Source organism: Isoptericola haloaureus (genome assembly GCF_036689775.1).
Lineage (GTDB): Bacteria > Actinomycetota > Actinomycetes > Actinomycetales > Cellulomonadaceae > Isoptericola > Isoptericola haloaureus.
The window spans coordinates 272930-295484 of the sequence record NZ_JBAGLP010000118.1; the positions used below are offsets into that span (position 1 = coordinate 272930).

Here is a 22555-nt window from a genome sequence, read left to right on the forward strand (position 1 = left end):
GCGTCGCGCGGCGGCGGGTGATACGCACGCGCTCGCGGCGCCCGGCCCGGGTGGGGCTCGGCGCGGCGGTCGTGCTCAGCGCAGCCGGCGCAGGAACTCCCGGGTGCGCTCGCGCTGCGGGTCGTCGAGGACCTGGGCGGGGGTGCCCCGCTCGTGCACGCGCCCCTCGTGCAGGAACACCACCTCGTCGGCGACCTGGCGGGCGAAGTCCATCTCGTGGGTGGCCACCAGCATCGTGGTGCCCTCGGCGCGCAGGTCCAGCAGCAGGTCCAGCACCTCGCCGACCAGCTCCGGGTCCAGGGCGGAGGTGACCTCGTCGAGCAGCAGCAGCTCGGGGCCTCCGACGAGCGCCCGGGCGATCGCCGCCCGCTGCTGCTCACCGCCGGAGAGCTGGTCCGGGTAGCCGTCCGCCTTGTCCGCCAGCCCGACCCGGGCCAGCATCGCCCGCCCCGCCTCCTCGGCGTCGGCCCGCGGCCGGCGGTGCACCAGGCGCGGGGCCAGCGTGACGTTGTCCAGGACGGTCAGGTGCGGGAACAGGTTGTACTGCTGGAAGACCATCGCGAGCCGGGCCCGCACGGCGTCGGCGTCCACCCAGGGGTCGGCCACGTCGACGCCGTCGAGGAGCACCTGGCCGTCGTCGACGTCCTCGAGCAGGTCGACGACCCGCAGGAGCGTCGACTTGCCGGACCCGGAGGAGCCGACCAGCACCACGCACTGGTGCTCGGCCACGTCCAGGTCGATGCCGTCCAGCACGACGCGGCGACCCGCGCGTCGGCCCGGACCGGCGGGGAAGGACTTGCGCACCTCGCGCAGGCTGAGCAGCGGTGCCGCGGTCATCGGACCACCCCGGCCCCGCTGACGCCCCGCAGCGAGCCGCGCCAGCCCTGGCGCGCCGACCAGGCGTCCACGAGCCGGGTCAGCGGGATCGAGACCAGCAGGAACAGCGCGCCGGCGACCACGTACGGCGTGAAGTTGTAGTCGCCGGTGGTGGCGATCTGCGCGGCCCGGATCGCGTCCACGGCACCGAGGATGGAGATCAGCCCGGAGTCCTTCTGCAGGGAGACCAGCATGCTCGCCACGGGCGCCGAGACGTTCCGGACCGCCTGCGGCAGCACGACCCGGCGCACCGTCTGGCCCCGGGTCAGGCCCAGCGACCGGGCGGCGGCCACCTGCGAGGGGTGCACCGCCTCGATCCCGGAGCGGAAGATCTCGGCGAGGTAGGCGGTGTAGGTGAGCACGATGGCCAGGCCCCCGAGGAACGCCGCGCTGACCGGCAGCCACTCCAGCCGCAGGGCTGGCAGCCCGAACCCGACCAGCAGCAGCACCAGCAGCACCGGCACGCCGCGGAAGACGTCGACGTAGAGCACCGTCAGCACCCGCACGGGGAACAGCGCGGGCAGCCGCGAGGTGCGCACGACGGCGAGGAGCAGCCCCACGGTCAGTCCGACGACGGAGGCCACGACCCACACGCGCAGGTTCAGCCAGAGCCCCTCGGCGACCTCGGGCAGGACCTCCCAGGCCCGCTCCGGGGAGAAGAACGCCTCCCGGGCCCGCTCCCAGCCGGGGGCCGTGGTGACGACGGCGACGACGGCGGCGAGCACGACGGCGGTCGCCACCGCGGCCACGAGCAGGGCACGGCGGTGCTGGGCCCGGCGGTAGTCCTGCCGGGCCCGGGCCCGCGCCGACGGCGGTCGGCCCTGGTTCGCGCCGCTCATGCCCGCCGCGCGGTCAGGACAGCTCGGGGATGTCGTCCGACTTCAGCCACTCGGTCCGCAGCCCGTCCAGGGTGCCGTCCGCCTCGAGGGCGTCGACGGCCTGCGAGACGCACTCGGTCAGCGCCGAGTCCTTGTCCAGCACGAGCCCGAGCTGCTCCGGCTCGCCGACGTCGGGCAGCGTGCCCACGACCTGCGTGTCCGGGAAGTACACGGTCGAGGCGGCCACGCCCTGGTCGACGTCCATGACCATCGCGTCGACGGTGCCGGAGGTCAGCGCGGTCATCCCGTCGCCCGCGGCGCTGAACGGGGTGATCTCCACCGCGTCGCCCCAGGCGGCCTCGGCGGCGTCGAGGGAGGTCTGGGCGGCGGTCACGCCGATGCGGGCGCCCTCCAGGTCCGCCAGGCTCGACGCGTCGGCGTACTCGCCGTCGTCGGCCACGATGACGCCCTGGTGGCTGGTCAGGTACGGGCTGGAGAAGTCGACGGCCTCGGCGCGCTCCTCGGTGATCGTGGTCTGGTAGGCGGCCAGGTCGAACGGCTTGATCGCCGGGGAGATGATCTGCTCGAACGTCACCGTCTCCCACACCACGTCGTCCTCGCCGTAGCCGAGCTCGTCGGCGACCGCGTAGACCAGGGCGGACTCGAAACCTTCCCCGCTGGTGGGCTCGCCGACGTACCACGGCTCGAACGGCTCGCCCGCGCCGACGGTCAGGGTGCCGTCGGTCAGGGTGGGCAGCTCGCCGGCGGCGCAGGCGTCGGCCGTGGCGTCGGCCGTGGCCTCGGCCGAGGTCGCGCCGGGCTCCTCGGCGTCCGGGGCGCCGTCCGTCGAACAGGCGGCCAGCCCGAGCAGGACGGCGGGGGCCAGCACGGCGACGGATGCGGGACGAGCTCGCACGAGGTTCCTCCAGAGATGGGGCGACGGCGCCGATCGCCGTCGATGACCGGCACGAGCCTATGCGCGGCGCACCGCACCGGGAACCGCCCGGCGCTGTGCGTCCGGTCACCCCGCTCAGTCGTGCACGTGCGCCGGCACCCCGGTCGAGGCGGTGATGTCCTCCTCGGCCTGGCCCAGCAGCGCGTCGGCCAGCCGGCGCAGCGCGCGGCCCGCCGCCACCTCGTCGCCGATGACCGGGATCTCCGTGTCGTGCGGGTCCTTGCGCGCGTGGCCCACGGACCGCAGGGGCACGTCGGAGTGCTCCCCGGGGCCGACGACGAGCACGGCCTCGGCCGTCGTGCTGCCGGACGCCTCGACCAGGGACACCTGGATGGTCCACGTGACCGCCCGGGCGGTGCGTACCTCGTCGTCCTCGGCGGCGCCGCCGTCCTCGTGCTGCACCAGGGAGTCCGGGCCCGGGTAGACCAGCGACTCCTCGCCCGTGTCCGACCAACGCACCTGGTAGGGCGGCGAGCCGTCGTCGTGCGGGCAGTCCACGACGATCCCGTCCCGGACCGCGCCGCCCACCACGCCGGACGCCGTGATGATCCTGTCCCCCACCGACGCCTTCATGCCGCTCGCCTCCGTCTCGCCGTCGAGCTCCGCAACCTGTCCTTCCATGGTGCGCCTCGCGGCGCGGGCACGCCAGGGGCGGCGGACGCCACGTCGCTCAGTGCGAGCGCAGGGCCTCGATCAGCTCGTCCTTGCGCATCGTGGAGCGCCCCTCGACGTCGAGCTCGGCCGCGCGCTCGCGCAGCTCGTCGACGGTCCAGTCCTCGTAGGCCGGTGCCTCGCCGCCCTCGCGGCCGACGTCGCTGCGACCGCGATTCGCCGCCGCGTTGGCGATGCGGGCGGACTTCTCCTTGCTGTTGCCCTCGTCGCGGAGCTTCTCGTACAGCTCCTCGTCCTTGACGCTGGGGCCTGGGTCTCGCTCGGGCATCGTCCGCTCCTCCCGTCGACGGCGTCTCCTCCATCGTGGGACGGGCGTCCACGGAGCGCACGTCGGCCGGGCCCGTAGTGCTCGACCGAACCGCGCCGCAGCGGGTGAATCCCGCCCCGGGACTGCCCGTGGCACGACGACGTCGTTACGGTGACCAGCATGGACCTGCGGGAGCGGGACACCCAGCTGGCGGCGCTCGACGGGCTGCTCGGCGACGCCCGGACCGGACGGGGCGCCGTCGTGCTCGTGCCGGGCGAGGCCGGGGCGGGCAAGTCCGTGCTGCTGGCCGCGGCGGAACGCCGCACCCCGTGGGCCCGCTGGGCGTGGGGACACTGCGAGAGCCTGGCCACCCCTCGCCCCCTGGGGCCCCTGCACGACGTCGCCGACGGCCTCGGCGGCGACCTCGCCGCGGCGCTGCGGCGCGACGCCTCGCGCGAGGAGCTGTTCGACGCCGCGATCGACGCGGTGACCACCGCGGAGCCCGCAGCGCCGGTGGTGCTGGTCGTGGAGGACGTGCACTGGGCCGACGAGGCCACCGTCGACCTGGTCCGCTTCCTCGCCCGCCGCCTGCGCGACCGTCCCGCCGTGCTGGTCCTGACCTACCGCGACGACGAGGGCTCCCGGTCGGCACGGACCGCGACCCTGGGAGAGATCGGCGCCCTGCCGCACGCGCACCGGGTCGACGTGCCACCGCTCAGCCCGTCGGCGGTGGCGGACCTCGCCGCCGACGCCGGGCTGGACCCGACCGCCGTGTTCGAGCTCACCGGCGGCAACGCGTTCTTCGTCGCCGAGGTCGTGCGCTCGGGCCGCGCGAGGCTGCCGGCCTCGGTCCGGGACGCCGTGCTGGCGCGGGCGGACCGCCTGGGCCCCGAGGCCCGGCGGACGCTGGACACCGCCGCCCTCGTCGGCCGCCGGGTCCCGCCGGACCTGCTGCTCACGGCCACGGACGCCGACCCGCGAGCGGTCGACGAGATGCTGACGTGCGCCGTGGTCCGCTCGGGACCCGACGGGTTCGCCTTCCGCCACGAGCTCGGGCGGCTCGCCGTGGCCGAGGCCCTGCCCGCGCACCGCGCCCGGGAGGTGCACGCCCGGATCCTGGCCGCCTACGAGGGCCGGCCCGAGGACGACGCGATCCGCGCCTTCCACGCCGAGGCGGCCGGGGACGCCCCCGCCACGCTGCGGCACGCGACGGCGGCCGCCGAGCTGGCCGACCGGCTCGGGTCCCACCGGGAGGCGCTCGCCCAGTACGAGCGCGCCCTGCGCGCCGCCCCGGCGGGCGACACGGCGCTGCGGGCGCGCCTGCACGACGCCGTCGGGGTCCAGGCCGCGCACCTCGACGAGATCGACCGTGCCGTGCGGGGGCACGAGACGGCGCTCGGTCTGTGGCGCGCCGTCGGTGACCGGCGCCGCGAGGCGGTGACGCTCGCCCGGATCGGCTCGATGCGGTACCGGGAGGGCCGCGGGCGGTCCGCCACCGCGCTCCTCGAGGAGGCCGCGGAGCTGGTCGGCGACCTCGACTCCGCGGAGACGGTGGACGTGCTCGCCTCGTTGGCCGCCCGCCGCATGCTGCAGGCACGCAGCGCCGAGGCCGTGGAGCTGTGCCGCCGGGTGCTGCCGGCCGCGGAGCGGCTCGGCCTCGTCGAGGAGCAGGCGGAGGCCCTCAACACCCTCGGCTGCGCCCTCGCGCCCCTGGGCGGGGACTGGGAGACGCCGCTGCGCCGGTCCCTCGACCTCGCCGTCGAGCACGGTCTGGCGCCGGCCGCGGCCCGGGCGTCGGTCAACCTGCTCAACGAGCTCGTCGACGCCTCCCGGTACGCCGAGGCCGAGCGCGTCTTCGCCGACGGCGACCGGTACTGCGCCCGGCACGACCTCGACTTCCTGCGATGGTGCCTGCGCCGCGAACGGTGCCGCGCCCTGACCCTCACGGGGCGCTGGGACGAGGCGCGCGCTCTGTGCCGCCGGATGGTCGGCGACTGCCCCTCACGCTGGAACCGGACGCACGTCACGGCGACCGCGGCGGTGCTGCAGGCGTACCTCGACCCGGCAGCCGCGGCGGCGATGCTCGAGGCGGCCCGGCCCGCCGTGCGCGAGATCGGTGAGACCCAGCTCCGGATGCCGCACGCCGTCGCGCGGGCGGAGACGTGCTGGCTCGCGGGCGACGTGAGCGCGGCACGGGCCGCGCTGACCGAGGTCGCGCCGCTGCTGGACGGGGCCGGCCCCGGCGACACGGCTCGCTTCCTGCTCTGGTCGGACCGCCTGCAGCTGCCGCACCCTGCCGCCGCCGGCCCCCCGCCGGACCCGGTCGCGGCCGAGCTGGACGGCGATCACGCCGCCGCGGCCCGGGCCTGGGACGCCGCCGGGAGCCCCTACGGCGCCGCACTCGCGCTGTCCTGGTCCGACGACCCGCACCACCTGCGCGAGGCCGTCGACCGGTGGCGGCGACTCGGAGCGACCGCCGGCGTCCGCGCGACGCGTCGCCGCGCTCGCGAGCTCGGGCACCGTTCGGTCCCCGCCGGGGCGCGCCGGGCGACGCGCCGGCACCCGGCCGGGCTCACCGCGCGCGAGCACGAGGTCCTGCGGCTGCTCGCCGACCACCGGACCAACGCCGAGATCGCCGACGAGCTGGTCCTCAGCGTGCGGACGGTCGAGCACCACGTGGCCTCGGTGCTGGCCAAGCTGGGCGTGCCGACCCGGCGGGACGCGGCCGCCCGGGCACGTCGGGGCGATCTGCTCACCGGGCTCGACGCGCCCACCGCGCACCCCGGGTAGCGACCCCGGCACAAACATGGGTGGTGACCACCGATCCGCGCCGGGCCGGGACGCGGTGTGCTGGACGGACCGCCAGGGCGGCGGGCACGAGACGAAGGAGAGCACGATGGCTCTGTTCATGGACGTCCACACGCTCGGATCCGGCGTGACGATGGAGGACGTCGCCCAGGCGCACGTCGCCGACCTGCAGAAGCAGGGCGAGCACGACGTGCAGTACCTGCGGTACTGGGTCGACGAGTCGGCCGGCAAGATCTTCTGCCTGGCCGACGCCCCCTCGGCCGACGCCGCGGCCACGGTGCACCGGGAGGCGCACGGCCTGGTCGCCGACGAGATCTACCCGGTCCAGGAAGGCGTCTGACGGGCGGACCACCGGGCACGTCGCCGGCCCCCGACCTGCGAACCGGTCGGGGGCCGACGGCGCGCCACGAGCCTCGCCCGGGGCATCCCCGGAGCCGGGGACGGGACCGAGGACCTCGACGTGCTCGCGGCCACGGGATCGGAGACTTCACGATCCCGAACGCGGAGGCACAGGTCCCCGCGATGACGGGTACCAGCGGTAACTCCCTCGGCACGGTCCGGCGACCTAGCCTGGCCGTATGACGAACCGTGACGACGTCCGCGAGTTCCTGTCGAGCCGACGCGCCAAGGTCAGCCCGGAGATGGTCGGCCTGCCCTCCGTCGGTCCACGGCGCGTGCCGGGACTGCGGCGGGGCGAGGTCGCGACGGTGGCGGGCGTCAGCGTCGAGTACTACACGAAGCTCGAGCGCGGCGACCTGCGCGGGGTCTCCGACGAGGTCGTCGAGGCGATCGCCGGCGCCCTGCGCCTCGACGCCGCCGAGCGGTCCCACCTGGTCGACCTCGCCCGGACCGCGAACGCCGGGACCCGGGCACGCCGCCGTCCGGCACCGCGCACCAGCCTGCGACCGAGCCTTCGCCACCTCGTGGACTCGATCACGACGGGGGCCGCCGTCCTGGGCAACCTGCGCGGCGACGTCGTGGCGACCAACGAGCTCGCCCGCGCGCTCTACGACCCCGTCTACCGGGCGCAGCCGGAGCCCCTGAGCTTCCCGCGCTTCACCTTCTTCGACCCGGCCGCGCGGGAGTTCTACCCGGACTGGGACGAGATCGCCGACTCCTCGGTGGCGAGCCTCCGCACCATCGCCGGCCGCCACCCGTTCGACAAGGCGATCACCGACCTCGTCGGCGAGCTGTCGACGCGGTCCGAGGAGTTCCGCACCCGCTGGGCACGCCACGACGTGCGCCTGCACATCGAGGGGATCAAGCGGATGCGGCACCCGGTGGTCGGGCTGCTGGAGCTCGAGTACAACACCCTCGGCCTGCCCGGCGACGAGGGCCTCGGGATGACCGTGTACACCGCCGCCCCGGGGTCCGAGGCGCAGGAGAAGCTGGACCTCCTCGCCAGCTGGTGGGCCTCGGAGAAGGCCGCGAGGACCCCCGGAGCCACGACGGCGTCGGATCGCTGACGCCGCGACCACCGCCCGGGGTGCACCGGGCCCGCCGGTGCGCCCCGACGCATCGCCGCGACCACACCGACCGAAGGAGTGACGCATGATCCTGTCCGAGCACTACACGCTGTCCAACGGGGTCGAGATCCCGAAGCTGGGGCTGGGGACCTGGTTCATCAACAACCGGGACGTCGTCCGGGCCGTCCAGGACGCCGTCGACGTGGGCTACCGCCACATCGACACCGCTCAGGCCTACCGGAACGAGAAGGGCGTCGGCGAGGCGGTCCGCACCAGCAGCGTGCCGCGCGAGGACCTCTTCGTCACCACCAAGCTCGGTGCCGGCGCGAAGTCCTACCGCAAGGCCGTCGCCGGGATCGACCGCTCCCTGCGGACGCTGGGCCTGGACCACATCGACCTCATGATCATCCACAGCCCGCAGCCCTGGTCGTCCTTCCGGGGCGACAACCGGTACCTCGAGGAGAACCGCGAGGTGTGGCGTGCCCTGGAGGAGGCCTACACCGCGGGCAAGCTGCGCGCGATCGGGGTGTCGAACTTCGACGAGCAGGACCTGGACAACATCCTCGGGACCGCCACGGTCGCGCCGATGGTCAACCAGGTCCTCGCCCACGTCAGCAACACCCCGCACGACCTGATCGACTACTGCCAGAGCCGGGACGTCCTGGTCGAGGCCTACTCCCCCGTGGCCCACGGCGAGCTGCTCACGAACGACCGGGTCGCCGAGATCGCCGCGCGGTACGACGTCTCGGTCCCGCAGCTCTCCATCCGCTACGACCTCCAGCTCGGGCTGCTGCCCTTGCCGAAGACCACGAAGGTCGCGCACATGAAGAACAACGCCGACCTGGACTTCGTCATCTCCGACGAGGACATGGACACCCTCCGCCACGTCGACCGGATCGAGGACTACGGCGACGCGAGCATGATGCCGGTCTACGGCGGCCAGATGAACCTGCGCTCGATGGTCCGCATGATCCGGCACTCGATGCGGCGCTGACCGCACGACGGGCACCGTCCGGACATGACGAAGGCCCCCGACCGGAGATCCGGTCGGGGGCCTTCCCGTGGTAGCGGGGGCAGGATTTGAACCTGCGACCTCTGGGTTATGAGCCCAGCGAGCTACCGAACTGCTCCACCCCGCGGCGATGTCCTTAACTCTAGGACAGCGAATCGAGCGAAGTCCAATCGATCCGGGCAGATGGGACGCACGTCACAGCACGCCCCGTCCGCCCGGACCGAAGGACTCAGGGGTTCAGCTCACCCTCGGCCGCCAGCGCCTCCTCCAGCGCCGCCTGCAGACGCTCCTGCGCCTCGCCGTAGGCGGCCCAGTCGCCGTCCTGCAGCGCCTGGTTGCTGTCGGTGAGCGCCTCGTTGGCGTCCTGCAGCGCCGCGTCGAGCCGGGACTGCGGCGACCCGTCGGTGGCGTCACCGGTGTCCTGCGTCTCGGTGGGCTCCGGCGTCGGCTCCGTCGTCTCCTCGGGAGTCGGCTCCGCCGTCGGCTCCACCGGCTCGCCGGTCTCCGGGTCCACCTGGTCGGTGGGCACCTCGGACTCGGCCTCGTCCGCGTCGCCGGCCTCGGCGCCCGAGTCGCCGCCGAACACCTGGTCCAGCGCCTCGTCGAGCGTCTCGGCGTAGCCGGTCTGGTCGCCGAAGGCCACCAGCACGCGACGCAGCAGCGGGAACTGCGTGCCCGACCCGGACTGGATGTAGACCGGCTGGACGTACAGCAGACCGCCGCCGACGGGCAGCGTCAGCTGGTTGCCCCGCACGACCTCCGAGTCGCCGCGACCCAGGATGTTCAGCTGCTCCGAGATCGTCGGGTTCGAGTTGAAGTTGTTCTGCACCTGACCGGGGCCGGGCACCGTCGAGTCACGCGGCAGCTCGAGCAGCCGGAGCGTGCCGTAGCCCTCGTCGACCTCCCCGTCGGTCGACCCGGCGTCGGCGTCCGCCGCCAGGTACCCGGTGAGGATCTCCCGGTCGGTGAAACCACCCGGGATGAAGGTGCTCGTCAGGGAGAACGCGGGGTCCTCCTCGCCCGGCATCTGCAGCGTCAGGTAGTACGGCGGCTGCTTGGAGGCCAGCGTGTCGTCCCCGCCCACCGGGTCGTCCGGGGTCCGCCACTCGTCCGAGCCGGCGAAGAACTGCTGGGCCTCGGTGACGTGGTAGCGCTCGAGCAGGGTGCGCTGCACCTTGAACATGTCCTCGGGGTAGCGCACGTGCGACATGAGGTTGCCGGACATCTCCGAGATCGGGCGCACCGAGTCCGGGAAGACGTCGTTCCAGGCCTGCAGCAGCGGGTCCTCGTCGTCCCAGGCGTACAGCGTCACCGAGCCGTCGTAGGCGTCCACGGTGGCCTTGACCGAGTTGCGGATGTAGTTGACCTCGGGCGGCGCCTCGACCGGCAGGCCCTGGGCCGCCGCCGTCAGCGAGTCCGTCGTAGCCTCCTGCATCTGCGTGCTCGCGGAGTACGGGTACGCGTCCGAGGTGGTGTACGCGTCCACGACCCACTTCACGCGGCCGTCGACGACGGCCGGGTAGACCTTGTTGTCCAGGGTCAGCCACGGGGCGACCTTCGCGACGCGCTCCTGCGGGTCGCGGTGGTACAGGATCTGCGAGACCTCGGTGACACGGTCGGAGAAGAAGATCTCCTCGTCGCCGAACCGCAGCGCGTAGAGCAGCCGCTGCATGAAGGTGCCGATGTCGGGACCGGCCGTGACCTCGTCGGTCGGGAAGCTGTACAGCTCCTGCTGGCCACCCTCGGCGTCCGCCTGGTAGTCCAGCTCCCACGGGTCGGTGCCCTCGGGGGCGCCCACGATGGAGTACGGCGGGGCCTCGGGGCTGAAGTAGATGCGCGGCTCGTACCCGCCGGAGAACATGTCCGTCAGCGCGCCCTGGGTGGGGATGCCGCCCTCGAAGAACGCCGGCTGGCCGTCCGGGCCGGGCTGGTTGCCGTAGGCCGCCACGACGCCGAACCCGTGGGTGTAGACCGTGCGGTCGTTGGTCCAGTTCCGGTCGGCCAGACCGCTGAGGTTCAGCTCGCGCACCGCGATGACGGTGTCGCGGGACTCGCCGTCGATGTCGTAGCGGTCGACGGCCAGGTTGTCCGTGAAGTTGTAGTACTGCTTGTTCTGCTGCAGCTGGCGGAACGAGGGGCTGACGACCTGCGGGTCGAGGAGCCGCACCTGGGTGGTCGTGCCCGCGTCGTCGCGCAGCTGGCCGGCCTCGGCCTCGGTGGTCGCCTCGTACTGCTGCGACTCGACCTCGTCGATGTCGAACGCGTCGAGGGTCGCGTCGATGTTGCGCTGGATGTACGGCGCCTCGAGCGACTGGGCGTTCGGGTCGACCTGGAACCGCTGCACGATGGCCGGGTAGATGGCCCCGATCGCGATCGCGGAGACGACCATGAGTCCCACGCCGATCGCCGGCAGCCGCCAGGTGTCCCGGAAGGCGGCGACCACGAAGAGGATCGCGACGAGCACGGCGACGCCCGTCAGGATCTCCTTGGACGGGATGACCGCGTGCACGTCGGTGTAGTTGGCGCCGTCGTACCGCTCGTGGCGGCTGGTGAGGATCGAGTACCGGTCCAGCCAGTAGTTCGCGGCGATGAGCAGCATGATCAGCGTGCCCAGCACGGCCAGGTGCACGCGCGCCGCGGTGGTGGTGCGCGGCGAGCCGTCGGTGATCGCGCCGATGCGGACGCCGCCGTAGAGGTAGTGGGTCACCACGGCCGCGATGGCCGAGATGACGAGCACCGCCATGAGGAAGCTGACCACGAACCGCAGGACGGGCAGCGTGAAGACGTAGAAGCCGACGTCGATGCCGAACTCGGGGTCCGCGCTGCCGAACGACTGCCCGTTGAGGGCCAGCAGGACGGTCTCCCACTGGGCCGACGCCGCGACACCGGCGAAGAAGCCGATGAGCACGGGACCCGCGTAGGTCACGACCTTGCGCAGCGGCTCGACCGCCTCGCGGTACTGGTCGAGGGTCGCCTGCTCGGGCGTCGACGGGGCGTAGACCGGACGCGTCCGGTAGCCGATCGCGAACGAGCTGTAGACGGCGGCCGCCATGAGCAGGAACCCGACGACGAACAGCACGCCGCGGGAGATCCAGTGCGTCCAGACCACGTTGGCGTACCCGACCTGGGTGAACCACAGCACCTCGGTCCAGAAGTTGGTCAGGAAGAGCAGCACGACCACCAGGGCAGCCAGCACCACCAGGGTGATGAGCAGCGGGCTGCGACGTCGGGCCGGGGGCGGACCGTCTGGACGTCGGGGCGGAGCGAAGGACACGGTGCGGGCACCTCATTCGTGCTCGGGTCGGGACACGTGCGTCGGACATCGGGACAACGTCCCGGCGTCGTTCCAGGTTCCCACGTTTCCGACACGTCGGGCGACCACAACACTCACGAGTCGGTCACGATCGGCGCCGGCGCCGGATCCGCCCCGTCAGGCGCCCGCGGCGTCGGCCTCGCAGGTGGGCAGACCGGACGTCTCCCCGGCACCGATCGCCCCCATCGCGTCACGGGCCTCGGCGAGGGTGCTCACCGACACCACCCCGAGCCCGTCGGGGACGTGGCCGGCCACCTGGGGGCAGTTGTCCGACGGCGCGAGGAACCAGCCGGCCCCGTCCCGCAGCGCGCCGTACATCTTCTGCTCGATCCCCCCGATGGGCCCGATCCGCCCGTCGACGTCCACCGTGCCGGTCCCGGCCACCACGGCGCCCCCGAGCTCGTCCTCCGGGGTCAGCAGGTCCACGATCCCCAGGGCGAACATGCTGCCGGCGCTCGGGCCGCCGATGTCCTCGAGCTGGATGGTGACGTCCACCGGGAAGTCGTACTCGGGGTCGAGGAGCACGCCGAGCAGGGCCCGGTCGTCACCCTGGCCGGTGGTGACCGTGAGGTCGGCGGGCTCGCCCTCGCGCTCCACGCCCAGCACGACGTCGTCGCCCGGCGTCACGTCGTCGAGCGCGGCCAGCAGCTGCGGATAGGTGTCCACGGGCTCCCCGTCCAGGGCGACGATGACGTCGCCCTCCTCGACCACGCCCTCGGCCCCGGTGCCCTCGGCCGCGGCGACCACCGTCATCGTGGTGGGGACCTCGTAGCCGAGCTCGGTCAGCGCCGCGACCGTCGCGGACTCCTGGGAGCTGAGCATCTGGGCCTGGCCCTGCTCCTGCTGCTCCTCGGAGGTGATCGGCTCGGGGAAGATCGCCTCGACGGGCTGCACCGACCGCTCCTGCGAGGTCCAGCCCCACAGCACGTCGCCGAAGAGCACGTCGCCGCCCGGTCCGCCGAAGACCGAGACCGTGGTCAGGCGCAGCTCGCCCGAGGCGGGGTAGGTCTCGGCGCCCGAGATCTCGATGAGGGGCACCTCCGTGGCGCTCTGCCCGTCACCGGCGTCCTGGGCCCCGAGGGTGTCCTCGGTCGGCCCCGGCGTGCGGATCGCGTACGGGGCCGGCGTCACCATGAGCACGGCCGCCAGGATCGCGGTGGCCAGCAGCGAGGCGACGAGCGTCATCGACCGCGGGCTCATCCGACGGTGCGGCACGCCCTCGGGGGCGCGGGGCACGTCGATCGGGGCCAGGGCCTGCCCGTAGCTCGCGTACGGCTGATGACTGCGGTCCTCGAAGCTCACCGCTCCATCATCACCGATGTCCGGCGTGCGCCGTGAGCGAAAGCCGGAACCCGGGCAGCGCCCCCGACGTCGGACACGGATACCGTGAGCGTGCGGCGGACGCCGCACGCGGAAGGAGCCGAGGACATCCCATGAGCGACCTGCCCGACGACCACGACGACCGCGAGCAGATGCTGCGGGACGCGCTGCGCGGCATCTTCGGCGACCGGACCGACGAGGTGCTGAGCCAGATGCGGGCGCAGGGGCTGGACCCTGCGGCCCTGATGGGCGGCGCCGCCCCCGACCCGGCGACCATGCAGCGGCTGATGTCCCAGCTCCAGCGGGTGTTCACCTCCTCCGAGGGCCCCGTGAACGCCGAGGTCGCGCACGACCTGGCACGCCAGGTCGCGGTCGCCGAGGGCGACCCGTCCCTGACCGGCGGGCAGGCGAAGTCGGCGACGGAGGCCCTGCGCGTCGCCGAGCTGTGGCTCGACGCCGTCACCGACCTGCCGCCGTCGGGCGGTCCGACCCGGGCCTGGAGCCGCAGCGAGTGGGTCGAGGCGACCCTGCCGGCCTGGCAGCGTCTGGTGGCGCCCGTCGCGTCCTCCGTCGCGGACGCGCTGGCCACCGTGCTGCGCGACCAGCTCGGCGACGAGGGCGCGGGGGCGCTCGGCATGCCCGGCATGCCCGTGTTCCCCGGGGGCGGGCTGGGCGACCTGGACCCGGCCTCGATGATGCGCGGGCTCGGGTCCGCGGTCTACGGCATGCAGGTCGGCCAGGCCGCGGGCACGCTGTCGCGCGAGGTCTTCGGCTCGACCGACGTCGGCCTCCCGCTGCTCGAGGACCACGCCACCGTGCTGCTGCCCACGAACGTGGCCGCCTTCGCCGAGGGGCTCGACACCCCCTACGACGAGGTGCAGCTCTACCTGGCGCTGCGCGAGGCGGCCCACGCCCGGCTGTTCGTCCACGTCCCCTGGCTCCGGGCGCACCTGCACGCCCTCGTGGAGCAGTACGCCCGCGGGATCACCATCGACCTCGACGCGCTCGAGGAGCAGGTGCGCGGCATCGACATGTCCGACCCGGAGGCGCTGCGGGGCGCGCTGTCCGGCGACGTGTTCGGGCTGCACAACACCGACGAGCAGAAGGCGACGCTGCTGCGGCTGGAGACCGCGCTCGCGCTCGTCGAGGGCTGGGTCTCGGAGGTCGCGGCGACCGCGTCCCTGGCGCACCTGCCGCACTCGGTGCCGCTGCGCGAGATGATCCGGCGACGTCGCGCGGCGGGCGGCCCGGCCGAGCACACCTTCAAGTCGCTCGTCGGCCTGGAGCTGCGTCCGCGCCGTTCCCGGGACGCGGCCGCGCTCTTCGCGCACCTGGTGGCCACCGGCGGGCCCGAGTCCCGCGACGCCGTCTGGGACCACCCCGACCTGCTGCCGGGCACCGAGGACCTCGACGACCCGGCCGGCTACCTGGACCGTCGGCGCGCGCAGGCCGAGGAGCAGTCGGACGTGGACGCGGCCCTGGCGCAGATCTTCGGCGAGTCCGACGACGACCGGGGGCCGGACGCGGACGGCCGCGCGAAGGACTCCGGGTCCTGACCCGGGCCGGTCAGCCGGCCGACGACCCGGAGTCGGCGTCGTCGTCCGGGGCGCCGTCCCCGGAGAAGGACACGCCCTCGAGGAACCCTCGCGCCCGCTCGGTGCGGGGGTAGGACTCGAGCAGGCGCCAGAAGTCGGGTCCGTGGCCGGCGTGCAGCAGGTGCGCCAGCTCGTGCAGGAGCACGTAGTCGATGACCCACTCCGGCATCCCCTGCAGGCGGGTCGACAGCCGGATGGAGCCGTCCACGAGCGTGCACGAGCCCCAGCGGCGCTCCTGGTTGGACACCCAGCGCACGCTGGTGGGCCGCGCCCGGCCGTCGAGATACTTCACCGACAGCTCGTGCGCCCGCTCGACGAGCTCGTCGTCGGACGGGCGGCGACGCCGCTCCTTGTCCTCGAGGCGAGCGAGCATCTTGGCCACCCACTCGCGCTCCTGGGCCTGGGAGAAGCGCGCGGGGATCGCGACGACGGTGCGGTCGCCGTCGCGAAAAGCGCTCACCGTGGCGGTCCGACGGCGGCTCCGTCGGACCTCGACGGACGCCAACGTGTCCCGGGCCACCCCACGAGAATACCGGGAACACGTCAAGACTGTGTGTCAGCACACACCCGAACCGCCCCATCCGGACCTGTCCACAGCGCTGTGGACGGCCGCGGCGGGCTCGCGCACGACCGTGCCAGGTTGTCGGCATGGCTCCCGCCGACACCTCCGCCCCCGCTCGCCGACTGCGGCTGCGCCGGGGGACGCCCGTCCTGGACCGCGGCTCCGGGACGCTCCAGCTCGGCTCGGACCACCGGTGGTCACTCCTGGTCTCCGGGCTGTCCGACGCCGAGCGGACCTGGTTGCACGAGGCCGCCGCCGCGCGCCACGGCGACCTGGAACGCGGCGCCGCCCGGCACCGGGTCCCGCCGGAGCGACGCGCCCGGATCCTCGCCCTGCTGACCGACGGCGGCTTCCTCGTCCCGCCGGCCGCCCCGGCCGCGGCGGTCCGGGCCGCAGCCGGCGGTGCGGCGGACGCGCCCGCGCTCGCCGCGCTCCGGGTCGACGGCGACGGGCTGCGCACCCTCGCCGGGCGGGCACGCTCCCGGGTGGCCGTGGTCGGGCTGGGGCGGCTCGGAGCGCTGCTCGCGGCACACCTCGCCACCGCCGGGGTCGGCACCGTGCTGCTCGACGACGACTCCCCCGTCCAGCTCGTCGACCTGGGAGTCGGCGCCTACGACGAGGTCGACGTCGGGCACCGGCGCGCGTCGCGCCTGCGGCGCCGGCTGGCGGAGCAGCACCCCGGGACCCGTGTGGCGACGACGTGGCGCGACGAGGCTCCGCCCGACGCGGTGGTCGTCTGCACCGGTGCGGGCCGACCGGAGGACTTCGCCCGGCTGATGAGTCACGGCATCGCCCACCTGCCGGTCGTGGCCGGCGAGGCCGGTCTGGAGGTCGGGCCGTTCGTCCGACCCGGCGCGACGGCCTGCGTCGCCTGCCGGTTCCACCACGACGTGGACGCCGACCCCGACTGGCCGCGGCTCGTCGGCCAGCTCGCCGGATGGACCCTGCCCGCCGGGCACGAGACGGTGCTGGCCACGACCGGGGCCGCCCTCGCCACCGGTCAGGTGCTCGCCCACCTGGACGGCGGTCGGCCCGCCGCGGCGGGCGCGGTGCTGCAGGTCGGGCTGCCGGACGCCCTGGCACGGGTCCGCCCGCTGCCTCCGCACCCGGACTGCGGGTGCACGGCGCCGGCGCCTCCCCCGGTCCGCCGGGTCCCGGCGACGCGGCCGGCGCACCCGTAGACGACGGAGGCGGCGCACCGGTCGGGGTGCGCCGCCTCAGAGGTCGACGACGAGCACGGCTCAGGCCGCCTGCTCGCTCTTGCGCGGCCGGCCCCGGCCCCGCTTGCGGGCCACGACGACACCGTCGACGAACACCTCGCCGCCCCAGACGCCCCAGGGCTCGTTGCGGTCGAGGGCGCCGGCCAGGCAGCCCGCCTGCAGCGGGCAGGTCCGGCACAGGGCCTTGGCCCGCTCGACCTCGCTGGTGTGCTCCGCGAACCAGAGCTCGGGGTCGTTGGTCCGGCACGGCAGCAGCTCGGCGAACTGCCGGTCCAGCGCGGCCGCCTCGGCCGGGTCCTGGGTCACGGGTTGGTGGGGGGTCCACTGGCGGCTGCCGCCGGCGGGGGTCGCATCGACCAGCCGCTCGTCCAACAGCTGTGCGAGACGCACGATGTTCCTCCGTCAGGTCCTGGGTGTGGTGTGAACGTCGGTGTTCAGGACCTGCGGGTGGTCCCCTGGGGTGCAGGGGGCCGGTTCGTCCGGCCGACGATGGCCGTTTCCTGGTCAGGAATGACGAAGGCCGCGGGTCCCGGGTGGACTCCGCGGCCTGGACCGGTCAGTGGACCGGATGCCTCCAGGGAGCGGAGCCGGGTGCGAGATCGACGAGAGCAACGCCTGCTCCGCCGCGCGTGCGCAGACGCACAGCCGGAACGACAGTGATGAAGGCGTACTTCTCCCCCGTCGCGATGCCGGTCGCGCCGATGTTCTGCTTCATCGTGTTCATCTCGTGCCCACCTCCTCACTGGTCTCGGGCGCCCACCTCTCGGTGGTCACCGCAACGAACTCGGTCTCCACGAGCATAGACCGCCCCGGGGTGCTCGCCACATCTTTTTTCGGATCTTTTCTCGGCGACGTCCTCCCGGCCGCCCGAGAGCCGCCCGAGAGCCGTCCGCGGGCCCTCCGCGGGTGCCGTCAGGAAACCTCGGACGCCCCGCGCACCAGGTCGAGCAGTGTCTCGCCGTAGCGATCGATCTTGGCCGGTCCGATGCCGTTGATCCGCGCCAGCTGGGCGGTCGAGGACGGCCGCAGCTCGGCGATCGCGGCCAGCGTCGCGTCACCCAGGATCGTGAACGCGGGCTTGTCGACCTCGCGAGCCACGGACAGCCGCCACTCGCGCAGCGCGTCGAACAGCGCCACGTCGGCCTCCCCGGACAGCTGGGACCGGGCCTGCCCGCGAGCGCCCCGCCCCGCACCCCCGCGCCGACCGCGCCCGTCGTCGGGCCACAGACCGTCGAGGAACCGGGTGCGCTTGCGCGAGGCCCGTCCGCCGGGGTTGCGGGACCGGGCGTAGGAGATCTCCAGGTGCTCGCGCGCCCGGGTGATCCCGACGTACAGCAGCCGGCGCTCCTCCTCGACACCCTCGGGGGTCTCGGCCAGGGAGATCGGCATGAGTCCCTCGCTCATGCCCGCGAGGAACACCGCGTCCCACTCGAGTCCCTTGGCCGAGTGCAGCGAGGCCAGCGTGACGCCCTCGACCGTCGGTGCGTGCTGGGAGGCCGCCCGCTCGGCGAGCTCGTCGACCAGCATCGGCAGCGTCGCCGGCGCGTCCTCCGGCGCGGCGGCGGCCAGGTCGTCCGCGAGCGCCACCAGCGCCTGCATGGCCTCCCAGCGCTCGCGCGCCGCGCCCCGGGCGTGGGGCGGCTCGGCGGACCAGCCGGCCGAGACGAGCACGTCGCGCACCTGCTCCGGCATCGGCTGGTCGGGGTCGGCGGAGCGTGCGGCACCCCGCAGCAGCACGATGGCGTCGCGGACGTCCTTGCGGGTGAAGAAGCGTTCGCCGCCGCGCACCTGATAGCTGACGCCGGCCTCGGACAGCGCCGACTCGAAGGAGGCCGACTGCGCGTTGGTGCGGTACAGCACGGCGATCTCGCTGGGCCGCACGCCGTCGGCGACGAGCCGCGCGGCCCGCGCGGCGATGCCGGCCGCCTCGGCCTCGTCGTCGTCATGGGTGGTGAAGGACACCGCCGGACCCGAGGGTCGCTGCGCCACGAGCTCCAGCGCCCCCGTGACCCGGCCGCGGCGCAGCAGGTCGTTGGCCAGGGAGACCACCTGCGGGGTGGAGCGGTAGTCCCGCACGAGCCTGACGACCTGGGCGTCGCGGTACGTGCGCGTGAAGTCGAGCAGGTAGTGCGGCGTCGCACCGGTGAACGAGTAGATGGTCTGCGACGGGTCGCCCACCACGCACAGCTCGCGCCGGTCCCCCAGCCACTGGTTCAGCAGGAAGTGCTGCAGCGGCGAGACGTCCTGGAACTCGTCGACGACGAAGTGGCGGTACTGCGAGCGCACCTGGTCGGCGACGTGCGGGTGCGAGCCGAGCATGTCGGCGAGCATCAGCAGCACGTCCTCGAAGTCGATGACCCCGCGCTCGGTCTTGACGTCCTCGTAGGCGCTGATGAGGCGCGCCACCGTCTGGTGGTCGTAGCCCGACGGCGGCGGTCGGTCGTCGGCCGCGGCGGCCCGCACGTAGTCCTCGGCGGTGACGAGCGACACCTTGGACCACTCGACCTCGCTGGACAGGTCGCGCACGGCGACGCGGTCGACGCTCGCCCCCACGCGCCGCGCGGCCTCGGCCACCGCCGGTGCCTTGTGCTCGAGGATCTGGGGCGGCGCGCCACCGACGATGCGCGGCCAGAAGTAGCCGAGCTGGCGCAGGGCGGCCGCGTGGAACGTGCGCGCCTGCACGCCGTGGGCACCCAGGTCGCGCAGGCGGGTGCGCATCTCCCCCGCCGCCCGGGCGGTGAAGGTCACGGCGAGCACCGACGTCGGCGGGTAGGCCCCGGTGCGCACGCCGTAGGCGATCCGGTGGGTGATCGCCCGGGTCTTGCCCGTGCCGGCGCCCGCGAGCACGCAGACGGGACCGGTCAGCGCGAGCGCCACATCGCGCTGCTCGGGGTCGAGGGCGTCCAGGATCGCGTCGGGATGAAGCGGGGCGCCCGGTGAGTTGGTCGTGAGGGACATCGTCTGCGATTGTCGCAGCCGATCCCGACACCGACCCCGGTTTCCCCAGGAGGACCACGATGACCCTCGCCCCGACGCTGCCCGAGCCCGGCACCATCACGATGTACTCCACGCCGTGGTGCGGCTACTGCCGGCGCCTGCGCACGCAGCTCGACTCCGAGGGCATCGGCTACACGGTGATCGACATCGAGGAGCAGCCCGAGACGGCCGCGTACGTCGAGCAGGTCAACGGCGGCAACCGCACCGTGCCGACGGTCGTCTACCCCGACGGGTCCGCCGCGACCAACCCGTCGCTGGCCGACGTGCGCTCCGCCCTGTCCTGATGCGTCCCGGAGCTGCCGGGTCACCAGGTGCCCGGCAGCTCCGCGCCGTACCACTCCTCGATGAGGGCCCGGGCGATCGAGTGCCGCCCGGGCAGCAGCAGCTCGCGGGAGGCGGCCGCGTCGTACAGCTCGTCGCGCGCGAACCAGCGCGCGTCGGTGACCTCCTCGTCGTCGGTGCGCACCTCGGTCCCGATCGCCCGCGCCCGGAAGCCGAGCATGAGCGAGGCCGGGAACGGCCAGGCCTGCGAGCCCCGGTAGACCACGTCGCCGGGCTCGGTGCCGACGACGACGCCGGACTCCTCGGCCACCTCGCGACGCACCGTGTCCTCCAGCGCCTCGCCCGCCTCGACGAAGCCGGCCAGCGTCGAGAACCGTCCCGCCGGCCACGTGGCCGCGTGCCCGAGCAGCAGCCGGTCGGCGTCGTCCACGACGGCCATGATGACCGCGGGGTCGGTGCGCGGATAGGTCTCGCGCTCGTCCACCGGGCAGTGGCGCGCCCAGCCGCCCTGGACCACGAGGGTCGGTGTGCCGCAGCGACCGCAGCGTCGGTGCGTGGCGTGCCAGCCCGCCAGGGCTACGGCCTCCACCGACAGGCCGTGCACCAGGACCGTCGCGTCGTCGTCCTCCGCCAGCGCCTCGGCCTGGCCGGACGTCAGCTCGCGCAGCCCCGACCACCCGTCGGCGCCCTCCGGCGGTGCGAGGTCCTCGTCGTCGGGCAGCAGCAGCGCCGCGTAGGACGCGCCGTGGTCCTCGCCGAGGTAGACCCAGGTCCCCTCGGGCAGCCCGCCCGGGGCGAGCAGCGCCGCGCGCGGCGACTCGTGGCCGACGACGGCGAGACGCTTGCGGTGCAGGACCAGCACCCGGGTGTCAGGTCCCCGCCGCAGCCGGTCGACGAGGTCGCTCTCGGAGCGCCGGTGCGCGGCGCGGTCGTGGCGGGTGCGGGAGAACGGCAGCTCCAGGGGGTTCACGCCTGCGACCGTACGCCAGGACACGCCAGCGGACGCACCGCTGCGGCGCCGGTACGGCCCATTACGGTGGGACCGTGCCCCGAAGTCCCCTCGCTCTCGCCGCGCTCGCCACGGCTGCCGTGCCCGGCCTCGACGCGCGGTCCGTGCACCCCGACGACGTGCCGGGCGACTACGACGTCGCCATCGTCACGACCGGGGACGGCGCGGAGTGGCTGGTCCGCGCACCGTCGACGACGCTCGCCGGCGCCGCCCTCGAGGCCGAGATCGAGCTGCTCGAGTCGCTGCACCTGTACGTCGAGGCGGGCGTGCTGCCCTTCACCGTGCCCCGCGTCGCCGGGTCGGCGCTGCTGCCCGAGGGCGGTCGCGCCGTCGTCCACCGGCGCCTGAGCGGCAGCCCCCTGGACGTCGCCGCGCTGCGCCCCGGGCCGGGGCTCGCCGCCGACCTGGGGCGCACGCTCGCCGCGGTGCACGAGCTGCCGGTGGCGGTCGTCGAGGCGTGCGGGCTGCCCTGCTACACCGCGGCCGAGTACCGCGAGCGCCGCCTGGTCGAGCTGGACGAGGCGGCCGCGACCCGGCGCGTGCCGACGCGGCTGCTGCGCCGGTGGGAGGCCGCGCTGGAGGACATCAGCCTGTGGCGGTTCCAGCCGGTCGTGGTGCACGGGGACCTCGCCCCCGACCAGGTGCTGGCCTCCGGGAACCGGGTGGGCAGCATCAGCGGATGGTCGGAGGCGCGGGTCGCCGACCCGGCCGACGATCTCGCCTGGCTGCTCGCCGCGGCGCCGCCGGAGTGCGTGGACGCGATCATGGAGGCCTACCGGCTGCGCCGGACCGAGCTGGCGGACCCTCGCCTCGTCGACCGCGCCCTGCTCGTGGGCGAGCTGGCCCTGGCCCGGTGGCTCATGCACGGGGTGCGCCGCGGCCTGCCGGACGTCGTGGCGGACGCGGAGTCGATGCTCGCCGACCTCGACGAGGCCACCCGCGAGGACACCCCCGCGTGAGGCGGAGGCGCAGGCTCGTTGTGGGTATGAAATCTGCAGGTCCTCAGCGGTGCCGACCTGCAGATTTCACGCCCACAACGGTCAGGAGAGGGCGACCAGGAGGGCGAGCACCACGGTGACGGGTGTCATCAGGAGCCGCTCGGGACGGCTGCGGGAGATGGCGTTGGGCACGATCGACAGCGCGAACCACCCGACGACCACCCACATCGCCACGCGGGCGACGCCGTCGGGCAGCACGTCGATCATGCCCGCGCGGTCCAGCGCGACGACGGAGACCGCCGCGTAGACCAGCACGGCGACCAGGCTGCCGACGCGGAGCCGCGCCGGGAGCACCCGGTGGCGGCCGCCCCAGACGAATGCACCCAGCGGGGCACCGCAGGCGACCAGCACCTGGAACAGAGCGAGCAGTGCCAGGACGACGACGAGACCCACGGCTGCGACCAC

Annotated in this window: 21 protein-coding genes and 1 tRNA gene; 8 read left to right on the forward strand and 14 right to left on the reverse strand. The window is 74.1% G+C overall.

From position 1 onward, the window contains the following. Positions 1-75 precede the first annotated feature (75 nt). From V5O49_RS11440 to V5O49_RS11460, 5 genes are all read right to left on the reverse strand, one after another. Positions 76-837 (reverse strand): amino acid ABC transporter ATP-binding protein, encoded by a 762-nt coding sequence (locus V5O49_RS11440; RefSeq protein WP_332902349.1) that lies wholly within the window; start codon positions 835-837, stop codon positions 76-78. Further along, a complete protein-coding gene (locus V5O49_RS11445) occupies positions 834-1715 on the reverse strand; it encodes an amino acid ABC transporter permease (RefSeq protein ID WP_332902350.1) in 882 nt (293 codons plus the stop codon). Before V5O49_RS11445 ends, V5O49_RS11440 begins: the two co-directional genes overlap by 4 nt. A gap of 13 nt (positions 1716-1728) precedes the next feature. Then, the gene (locus V5O49_RS11450; RefSeq protein WP_332902351.1) at positions 1729-2610 is read right to left on the reverse strand and encodes an ABC transporter substrate-binding protein; all 882 of its coding nucleotides are present in this window, start codon (positions 2608-2610) and stop codon (positions 1729-1731) included. Positions 2611-2724: 114 nt separating this feature from the next. Next, the gene (locus V5O49_RS11455; RefSeq protein ID WP_332902352.1) at positions 2725-3270 is read right to left on the reverse strand and encodes a dsRBD fold-containing protein; all 546 of its coding nucleotides are present in this window, start codon (positions 3268-3270) and stop codon (positions 2725-2727) included. A gap of 49 nt (positions 3271-3319) precedes the next feature. Then, entirely contained in the window at positions 3320-3589 is a 270-nt protein-coding gene (locus tag V5O49_RS11460) for a DUF7218 family protein (protein WP_332902353.1), read from the reverse strand. 159 nt (positions 3590-3748) lie between these two features. Here V5O49_RS11460 and V5O49_RS11465 point away from each other — a divergent pair, with 159 nt between their 5' ends. From V5O49_RS11465 to V5O49_RS11480, 4 genes are all read left to right on the forward strand, one after another. After that, entirely contained in the window at positions 3749-6358 is a 2610-nt protein-coding gene (locus V5O49_RS11465) for an ATP-binding protein (protein ID WP_332902354.1), read from the forward strand. 106 nt (positions 6359-6464) lie between these two features. Then, on the forward strand, positions 6465-6716 hold the full coding sequence (locus V5O49_RS11470) for a DUF4242 domain-containing protein (RefSeq protein ID WP_278236707.1): 252 nt from the start codon (positions 6465-6467) through the stop codon (positions 6714-6716). A gap of 238 nt (positions 6717-6954) precedes the next feature. After that, the gene (locus tag V5O49_RS11475) at positions 6955-7842 is read left to right on the forward strand and encodes a helix-turn-helix transcriptional regulator (protein ID WP_332902355.1); all 888 of its coding nucleotides are present in this window, start codon (positions 6955-6957) and stop codon (positions 7840-7842) included. An 85-nt stretch (positions 7843-7927) separates the two neighbouring features. Beyond that, positions 7928-8836, forward strand: coding sequence for an aldo/keto reductase (locus tag V5O49_RS11480; RefSeq protein ID WP_332902356.1), 909 nt, complete (start codon positions 7928-7930; stop codon positions 8834-8836). Between the two features lie 68 nt (positions 8837-8904). On the opposite strand, the gene V5O49_RS11485 is transcribed toward V5O49_RS11480, so the two are convergent. The 3 genes from V5O49_RS11485 to V5O49_RS11495 form a co-directional block, all read right to left on the reverse strand. Then, a tRNA-Met gene (locus V5O49_RS11485) sits at positions 8905-8981 on the reverse strand. A 102-nt stretch (positions 8982-9083) separates the two neighbouring features. After that, positions 9084-12128: a UPF0182 family membrane protein gene (locus tag V5O49_RS11490; protein ID WP_332902357.1), complete on the reverse strand. Its 3045-nt coding sequence runs from the start codon at positions 12126-12128 to the stop codon at positions 9084-9086. 156 nt (positions 12129-12284) lie between these two features. Further along, a complete protein-coding gene (locus V5O49_RS11495; protein ID WP_332902358.1) occupies positions 12285-13469 on the reverse strand; it encodes a YlbL family protein in 1185 nt (394 codons plus the stop codon). Positions 13470-13600: 131 nt separating this feature from the next. On the opposite strand from V5O49_RS11495, the gene V5O49_RS11500 reads away from it, so the two are divergent. After that, positions 13601-15043: a zinc-dependent metalloprotease gene (locus tag V5O49_RS11500; RefSeq protein ID WP_332902359.1), complete on the forward strand. Its 1443-nt coding sequence runs from the start codon at positions 13601-13603 to the stop codon at positions 15041-15043. A 10-nt stretch (positions 15044-15053) separates the two neighbouring features. Here the strand turns inward: V5O49_RS11500 and V5O49_RS11505 are convergent, their stop codons facing one another. Beyond that, positions 15054-15542: a M48 metallopeptidase family protein gene (locus tag V5O49_RS11505; RefSeq protein ID WP_405001172.1), complete on the reverse strand. Its 489-nt coding sequence runs from the start codon at positions 15540-15542 to the stop codon at positions 15054-15056. A 188-nt stretch (positions 15543-15730) separates the two neighbouring features. On the opposite strand from V5O49_RS11505, the gene V5O49_RS11510 reads away from it, so the two are divergent. After that, complete coding sequence (locus V5O49_RS11510) at positions 15731-16825, forward strand: ThiF family adenylyltransferase (RefSeq protein ID WP_332902361.1); 1095 nt, start codon at positions 15731-15733, stop codon at positions 16823-16825. A gap of 60 nt (positions 16826-16885) precedes the next feature. Here V5O49_RS11510 and V5O49_RS11515 read toward each other — a convergent pair whose 3' ends face one another. The 3 genes from V5O49_RS11515 to V5O49_RS11525 all read right to left on the reverse strand — a co-directional run bounded on the left by V5O49_RS11515 (position 16886) and on the right by V5O49_RS11525 (position 19822). Further along, positions 16886-17254 (reverse strand): WhiB family transcriptional regulator, encoded by a 369-nt coding sequence (locus V5O49_RS11515; RefSeq protein ID WP_278236695.1) that lies wholly within the window; start codon positions 17252-17254, stop codon positions 16886-16888. A gap of 166 nt (positions 17255-17420) precedes the next feature. Continuing rightward, complete coding sequence (locus V5O49_RS11520) at positions 17421-17588, reverse strand: hypothetical protein (RefSeq protein ID WP_332902362.1); 168 nt, start codon at positions 17586-17588, stop codon at positions 17421-17423. 188 nt (positions 17589-17776) lie between these two features. Further along, positions 17777-19822 (reverse strand): ATP-dependent helicase, encoded by a 2046-nt coding sequence (locus tag V5O49_RS11525; RefSeq protein ID WP_332902363.1) that lies wholly within the window; start codon positions 19820-19822, stop codon positions 17777-17779. A 59-nt stretch (positions 19823-19881) separates the two neighbouring features. Between V5O49_RS11525 and V5O49_RS11530 the strand changes: the two genes are divergently transcribed. Then, positions 19882-20145, forward strand: coding sequence for a mycoredoxin (locus tag V5O49_RS11530; protein WP_278236692.1), 264 nt, complete (start codon positions 19882-19884; stop codon positions 20143-20145). Between the two features lie 20 nt (positions 20146-20165). On the opposite strand, the gene nudC is transcribed toward V5O49_RS11530, so the two are convergent. Then, positions 20166-21113, reverse strand: coding sequence for an NAD(+) diphosphatase (nudC, locus tag V5O49_RS11535; RefSeq protein ID WP_332902364.1), 948 nt, complete (start codon positions 21111-21113; stop codon positions 20166-20168). A 74-nt stretch (positions 21114-21187) separates the two neighbouring features. Between nudC and V5O49_RS11540 the strand changes: the two genes are divergently transcribed. Then, entirely contained in the window at positions 21188-22111 is a 924-nt protein-coding gene (locus V5O49_RS11540) for a macrolide 2'-phosphotransferase (RefSeq protein WP_278236690.1), read from the forward strand. Positions 22112-22192: 81 nt separating this feature from the next. On the opposite strand, the gene V5O49_RS11545 is transcribed toward V5O49_RS11540, so the two are convergent. Next, positions 22193-22555, reverse strand: a complete 363-nt coding sequence (locus V5O49_RS11545) for a hypothetical protein (RefSeq protein ID WP_332902365.1) — start codon at positions 22553-22555, stop codon at positions 22193-22195.

What these genes read in the sequence shown, in the direction of transcription:
- V5O49_RS11440 (WP_332902349.1), bottom strand. Translation starts at nt 837, where the DNA reads ATGACCGCGGCACCGCTGCTCAGCCTGCGCGAGGTGCGCAAGTCCTTC.
- V5O49_RS11445 (WP_332902350.1), bottom strand. Translation starts at nt 1,715, where the DNA reads ATGAGCGGCGCGAACCAGGGCCGACCGCCGTCGGCGCGGGCCCGGGCC.
- V5O49_RS11455 (WP_332902352.1), bottom strand. Translation starts at nt 3,270, where the DNA reads ATGGAAGGACAGGTTGCGGAGCTCGACGGCGAGACGGAGGCGAGCGGC.
- V5O49_RS11460 (WP_332902353.1), bottom strand. Translation starts at nt 3,589, where the DNA reads ATGCCCGAGCGAGACCCAGGCCCCAGCGTCAAGGACGAGGAGCTGTAC.
- V5O49_RS11465 (WP_332902354.1), top strand. Translation starts at nt 3,749, where the DNA reads ATGGACCTGCGGGAGCGGGACACCCAGCTGGCGGCGCTCGACGGGCTG.
- V5O49_RS11470 (WP_278236707.1), top strand. Translation starts at nt 6,465, where the DNA reads ATGGCTCTGTTCATGGACGTCCACACGCTCGGATCCGGCGTGACGATG.
- V5O49_RS11475 (WP_332902355.1), top strand. Translation starts at nt 6,955, where the DNA reads ATGACGAACCGTGACGACGTCCGCGAGTTCCTGTCGAGCCGACGCGCC.
- V5O49_RS11480 (WP_332902356.1), top strand. Translation starts at nt 7,928, where the DNA reads ATGATCCTGTCCGAGCACTACACGCTGTCCAACGGGGTCGAGATCCCG.
- V5O49_RS11500 (WP_332902359.1), top strand. Translation starts at nt 13,601, where the DNA reads ATGAGCGACCTGCCCGACGACCACGACGACCGCGAGCAGATGCTGCGG.
- V5O49_RS11510 (WP_332902361.1), top strand. Translation starts at nt 15,731, where the DNA reads ATGGCTCCCGCCGACACCTCCGCCCCCGCTCGCCGACTGCGGCTGCGC.
- V5O49_RS11520 (WP_332902362.1), bottom strand. Translation starts at nt 17,588, where the DNA reads ATGAACACGATGAAGCAGAACATCGGCGCGACCGGCATCGCGACGGGG.
- V5O49_RS11525 (WP_332902363.1), bottom strand. Translation starts at nt 19,822, where the DNA reads ATGTCCCTCACGACCAACTCACCGGGCGCCCCGCTTCATCCCGACGCG.
- V5O49_RS11530 (WP_278236692.1), top strand. Translation starts at nt 19,882, where the DNA reads ATGACCCTCGCCCCGACGCTGCCCGAGCCCGGCACCATCACGATGTAC.